The organism is Quisquiliibacterium sp., assembly GCF_982640115.1.
The window spans coordinates 1-5,648 of the sequence record NZ_CEXFHW010000219.1; the positions used below are offsets into that span (position 1 = coordinate 1).

General features: G+C 70.4%; 6 protein-coding genes. 4 read left to right on the forward strand and 2 right to left on the reverse strand.

Annotated features, from left to right (window positions below):
* The 3 genes from AC2H6A_RS17460 to AC2H6A_RS17470 all read left to right on the forward strand — a co-directional run.
* Positions 1–1,067 (forward strand): TonB-dependent receptor (locus tag AC2H6A_RS17460; protein ID WP_484274994.1); only part of this gene is annotated, 1,067 nt, incomplete at its 5' end.
* A 101-nt stretch (positions 1,068–1,168) separates the two neighbouring features.
* Entirely contained in the window at positions 1,169–2,326 is a 1,158-nt protein-coding gene (locus AC2H6A_RS17465) for a hypothetical protein (RefSeq protein WP_484274995.1), read from the forward strand.
* Positions 2,304–2,837 (forward strand): hypothetical protein, encoded by a 534-nt coding sequence (locus AC2H6A_RS17470; protein ID WP_484274996.1) that lies wholly within the window; start codon positions 2,304–2,306, stop codon positions 2,835–2,837. Before AC2H6A_RS17465 ends, AC2H6A_RS17470 begins: the two co-directional genes overlap by 23 nt.
* Here the strand turns inward: AC2H6A_RS17470 and AC2H6A_RS17475 are convergent, their stop codons facing one another.
* Positions 2,838–3,125, reverse strand: coding sequence for an ATPase with chaperone activity (locus AC2H6A_RS17475; RefSeq protein WP_484274997.1), 288 nt, complete (start codon positions 3,123–3,125; stop codon positions 2,838–2,840).
* A 172-nt stretch (positions 3,126–3,297) separates the two neighbouring features.
* On the opposite strand from AC2H6A_RS17475, the gene AC2H6A_RS17480 reads away from it, so the two are divergent.
* A complete protein-coding gene (locus AC2H6A_RS17480) occupies positions 3,298–4,506 on the forward strand; it encodes an ABC transporter substrate-binding protein (protein ID WP_484274998.1) in 1,209 nt (402 codons plus the stop codon).
* Between the two features lie 68 nt (positions 4,507–4,574).
* Here AC2H6A_RS17480 and AC2H6A_RS17485 read toward each other — a convergent pair.
* Positions 4,575–5,648, reverse strand: a 1,074-nt coding sequence (locus AC2H6A_RS17485) for an iron-containing alcohol dehydrogenase (protein ID WP_484274999.1), incomplete at its 5' end; no start/stop codon positions are given.

Genomic DNA, 5,648 nt, shown 5'->3' on the forward strand with positions numbered 1-5,648 from the left:
TGGAGAACCGTCTCAATGTCACCGCCACCGGCAGTGGCGCAAGCCGGGTCTACACCGCCTACAGCATCGGCACGCGAGTGTTCGACTACACCGTGAACCATCAGGCGGTGTCTCCCTACCTGCACACGGAGTTCTCGCCAGTGCCGCAGCTGCGGGTGAGCGCGGGCCTTCGGCATGACCGCCTGAGCTACAGCAACACCAACCATCTGGGCAGTGCTCCGGTGAAGGATGGCGCCAGCGCCAACTGGTATGGGCAGGTCGGCAATACCTCGGTGAGCTACGAGCGTCTCAGCCCCAAGCTCGGCGCCACCTGGGCGATCGCACCGCAGGCCAGTGCCTGGGCGTCCTACACCACCGGCTTTCGCGCGCCCTCCGAGGGCCAGATCTTCCGCCCCTCGGTGGCAGGCAATGCCGCCGATGCCGTCAACCGGGCCCGACTCGCGCTGGCGCTCAAGCCCATCCAGGCCGAGCAGTTCGAGCTTGGCCTGCGCGGCCGGGTGGGCAGCGTGGAGGGTTCGGTGGTCGTCTACGACCTCGTCAAGCGCGATGACCTGGTCAGCCAGCGTGACCTCGCCACCAACCTCTCGGTGCCGGTCAATGCCGGCAAGACCCGGCATCAGGGCGTGGAGTTCGGTCTGGCCGGACGCGTCACCCCGACGCTGCGGATCGACGGTGCCTTCTCGGTGGCGCGCCATCGCTATGTCGACTGGGTGACGGCCACGGCCGACTTCAGCGGCAAGCAGATGGAGGCCGCCCCGCGCACCATCGCCAGCGCGCGCCTGAACTGGACGCCGCAGCCCGGCGCGCTGGTACAGCTGGAATGGGTGCACCTGGGCAGCTGGTGGCTGGAGGCCTCCAACGCGTCGGCCTACCCACGCTACCCGGGACACAACCTGGCCCATGTGCGGCTCGCCTGGCCGGTGGGCAACGACATCACCGCCTTCCTGCGCGTCATCAACCTCGGCGATCGCCGTTTCGCCGACAGCGCGCAGGTGTCGTCGAACACGCCGGTTTACTCGCCCGGCCTGCCGCGCACGCTCTACGCCGGCGCGGAGCTGCGCTGGTGAGCCCGACCGACAGCCAGGCGGCTTGCGGCGCGGCGTCCGCCGGTGTGATGAGGCGTCCTGCACCGGCACGCCCAGGAACGGGCCGACGATTCGGGGCAGCCATGATGGCGCTCGTCGTGCTGGGCGCGCTCACGGCTGCGCCGGCATCCGCCCAGCACGCCCCCGCCCGGGCGCGCGCCGCGCTGGCCGTGGGCGCCGCCGGTTCGGCCGAGGGCCGTCTCTGGGTGACCGGCCTTGACGAGCGCGGCCGGCTGTTCGTGCGCAGCACCGACGACCTCGGCCGGCGCTGGTCGCCCGACGTGCTGCCCGACATCGGCAACGATGTCGTGGCGGCCGACGGCGAGAGCCGGCCCAAGCTGGCCGTCGGGCCCGAGGGCCGGCTGGTGCTCGCCTACAACCGGCCTCTCGGGCGCGCCTACACCGGCGAGGTCCGGCTGATCGAGTCCATCGATGGCGGTCGCAGCTGGTCCGAGCCGATCACCGTCCATCAGGACCGGCAACCGATCGCCCACCGGTTCGAGTCGATCGCCTTCGACGCGCAGGGCAACCTGCATGTCTGGTGGATCGACAAGCGCGATCAGGTCACCGCAGGCCAAGCCGGGGCGTCGGTCTATCGTGCCGTGCGGCTGCGGGGCTCGGACCGCTTCGGCGCGGACCAGCCGGTGGCCGCCGGCAGCTGCGAGTGCTGCCGCATCGCGCTGCTGCCGGAAGGCGAGGACGGCGTGGCCGCGCTGTGGCGGCATGTCTTTCCGGGCAGCGAGCGCGACCACGCCTTCCTGCGCACCCGCGCCGACGGGCCGGATGCCGTGCCTGCCTCGCCGGTGAGGGCCAGCCTGGATCGCTGGCGGCTGCAGGCCTGCCCGCATCACGGCCCCGGTCTGGCGCCCGCGCAGGGCGGCGGCTATCACGCGGTCTGGTTCGCCGAGCGCGACGGCACACAGTCCACGTGGCTGGGCCGACTGGATGCACGCGGCGCGCCCGCCGGCCCGCCGATCGCCCTGCCCGACGCAATGGCCGAGCACGCCGATGTGGCCGCCATCGGAACGCGGGTGGCGGTGGTCTGGCGCAGCTTCGACGGCCGCCGTACCCGCCTTCGCGCCTGGGAATCCAGCGATGGCGGCAGACGCTTCACGCTGCGCGAGCTGGCCGACACCCCCCTGTCCAACGACCACCCCCGGCTGGCCCGCCTTGGGGAGCGCTGGGTGGTGGTCTGGCGCACTGCCCGGGAGATCCGCATTGAAACCCTGCTGCCGCCCTGAACATCGTCTGCGCGACACCCGACCCGGGTCCTGGCTGCCCGCGCGGCGTGCCCGCCTTGTTGCGATGGCGGCGCTGGTCTGCGCCGCACTCACCCGCCCTGCGCCCTGCGCGGCTGCACGATGGGAGCCCCTTGCGCCCTCGGGCTGGCCGGCGCTGCTGCGGTCGCTGCCGCGGCCATCGATCGTGGTGTTCACGGCGAGCTGGTGCGGCACCTGCCCGGCCATCGTCACGGCGCTGGCCGGGCATACCCGCAGCCTCTCGCCACCGGCCCGGCTGGTCGTGGTGATGATCGATGGCGAGACCCATGCCTCACGACCGACCCTGCACGAGGCCGACCGGATGCTGCTGCTGCGCGGTGATGAAGCGGCGCTGCGGCACGCGGTGAATCCGCGCTGGCGCGGCCTCGTGCCGCACGTGGCCCTGCTGCCTGCGGACCGGGGGGCGCCGGTGTTCGTTGACGGCATGCCCAGCGCCGAGCAGCTGGCGCGATGGGCGGGGAGTCGACCCTGATCAGGCGAGCAGCTCGGCCAGCCGTCTCACCACCCACTCGGCTTCAGCGACCGACAGACCGGCGTCGGGCTCACGCAGCCCCCGATGGCAGCGCTCGAGCACATCCTCCTCGGTGATGCCCAGCTCGAGCAGCAGGGTGCGGGCGGGCTCGCGCATCATGCCGGCGAGGTCCTCGCAGAATTCATGGCGCTCCGCGATCTCGCGCATGGGCGCGCTGAGGCCGCGGCCTGGTCGCTCGTAGAGGGCCAGGAAGGACCCCGGCACCGGCATTGACTGGGATTCGCTCATCGCCGCGATGATGCCCGAGCTCGGGGTCGCGAAGACACTGCTCCGAAATTTCCGGTGGCCGCCGACAGCCACGAGCGATTGTTGCCATGATCGCGCCTGCGTGCTGCCCGGCCCGGCTGGCGCGCGACATCCAGGCCCCCGTGGCCTATCCGGCATTTCCTCAGGAGACACCATGAAACGATTGCTCACCACGCTGGCCGCCAGCGTCAGCCTTGCTCTGGCGGGGTCGGCCCTGGCCCAGAAGAAGTACGACACCGGGGCCAGCGACACCGAGATCCGCATCGGCCAGACCATGCCCTACAGCGGTCCCGCGTCGGCCTACGGGTCCCTCGGCCGCACGCAGGTCGCGTACTTCAAGATGCTCAACGACAACGGCGGGATCAACGGCCGCAAGATCAACATCATCAGCCTCGACGATGGCTACAGCCCGGCCAAGACCCTCGAGTCCACCCGCCGGCTCGTCGAGCAGGAAGAGGTGCTGCTGATCACCGGCAGCGTGGGCACGCCCACCAACTCGGCCATCCACGGCTACCTCAACCAGAAGAAAGTGCCGCACCTGTTCATCAATACCGGTGCCGGCAAGTGGAACGACCCGAAGAACTTCCCCTGGACCATGGGCTGGGCCCCCACCTATCCGCTCGAGGGCCGGGTGTTCGCCGAACACATCCTGCGCACGAAGCCGAATGCGAAGATCGGCATCCTTTTCCAGAACGACGACTTCGGCAAGGACTATGTCCGCGGCTTGCGCGAGCGGCTCGGCGACAAGGCCAAGGCGATGATCGTCGCCGAGATCTCCTACGAGGTGACCGACGCCACCGTCGACACCCAGGTGCTCAGCCTGAAGGCCTCCGGCGCCGATGTGCTGATCAACGCTGCCTCACCGAAGTTCGCGGCGCAGGCCATCCGGCGCGTGGCCGAATCCGGCTGGAAGCCGGTCCAGTACATCACCACGGTGTCCACCACCATCGGTTCCGTGCTGCAACCGGCGGGGCTTGACCGGGCCACCGGCCTGATCACCACCCAGTACATGAAGGATCCGACCGACAAGCAGTGGGACGCCGATCCAGCGCTCGTCAACTACAAGGCCTTCATGCGCAAGTACTACCCGAACGGCGACATCGGCGATCCGCTGAACCTGCAGGCCTATGCGGCCGCGCAGACCATGGCGCATGTGCTGCGCCAGGCCGGCGACAACCTCACCCGCGAGAACCTGCTGAAGATCGCGGCCAACCTGAAGGACCTGAAGGTCGATGGCCCGCTGCCGGGACTGCTGATCAGCACCCAGCCCAACGACTACGGCCCGCTGTCGACCGTGGTGATGTCGCGCTTCGACGGTCAGAAGTGGGTCAACTTCGGCGAGCCGATCTCCGGCAATCGCTGATTCCGGTCTGCGGCGCCCGGCCGGCCATGCACCGGGGGGCGCCGCCCCTCACGAGGCGCACCTGACGCTCAGGCGGCCAGCGCGATGATCTCCAGAAGGTCGCGCTGGCCGGTCACCGGCCGCGGGTTGGTCGCGATCGGACCGGTGCCGTCGTACATCGCCGCCAGGCGCTCGAACCGATCGGGGCCCACGCCCACCTGCGACAGGCGGGTGGCCAGGCCGGCCCCCGCAAAGAGCCGCTCGACATGATCGGCCAGCGGCACGGAGGCATCCAGGCCCACCCGGGCGCAGAACGCCTGCTGCCGGGCCTCGTTCACCGGCCGATTCCAGCGCAGCACCGCCGGCAGCATCACGCACGAGGTCAGGCCGTGCGGGACATTGAAGCCGCCACCCAGCAGATAGCCGATGCCGTGGCTGGCACCATGGAACACACCGCCGCCACGCCCCTGGATCGAGAGCCACGCCGCGGCCTGCGCATCGGCGCGGGCCTGAAGGTCGGCGGGGTCGGCATGCATGCGCGGCAGGGCCGACCACATCCGGCGCGCGGCCTCGATCGCGGTGGCATCGCTGATCGGCGAGGCATTGGTGGCGCAGAAACCTTCCACCGAGTGATCCACCGACCGGGCAGCCGTCGAGAGCAGCAACTCGGCCGGGGTGTCGAGCGTGCAGGCCGGATCCTGGATCACCACCACGGGCACCGACAAGGGGTGGCTGACCATCAGCTTGCGGCCGATGGTGGTGTCGGTCACGCCGCCAAAGGAGGTGAACTCCGCGGCAGACAAGGTGGTGGGCACCGCGATCATCCGCGGCCGTGCGAAATCCGTGCCCCAGGCGCTGGTGCCGCCACCGTTGGCCTTGACCAGGGTCTCGCCGGTGATCGACTCGGGCGCCAGCCCGGCGCCGAGCGCCACGAGCATGCCCTTGGTGGCATCGATCACCGAGCCGCCCCCCAGTGCGATCACGCCGTCCGCGCCGCTGCTGCGAAAGTCGGCAACCAGGCGGGCCACTGCCGTGACCGGCGAATGGGCCGCGATGTCGGCCACCCGGCCGGCACAGCGCTCACCGAGCAGCGCCTCGACGCGCGCGGCCAGCCCGCTGCGAACCAGGGAATTGGTGGTGATCAGCAACGGCCGTTTCCAGCC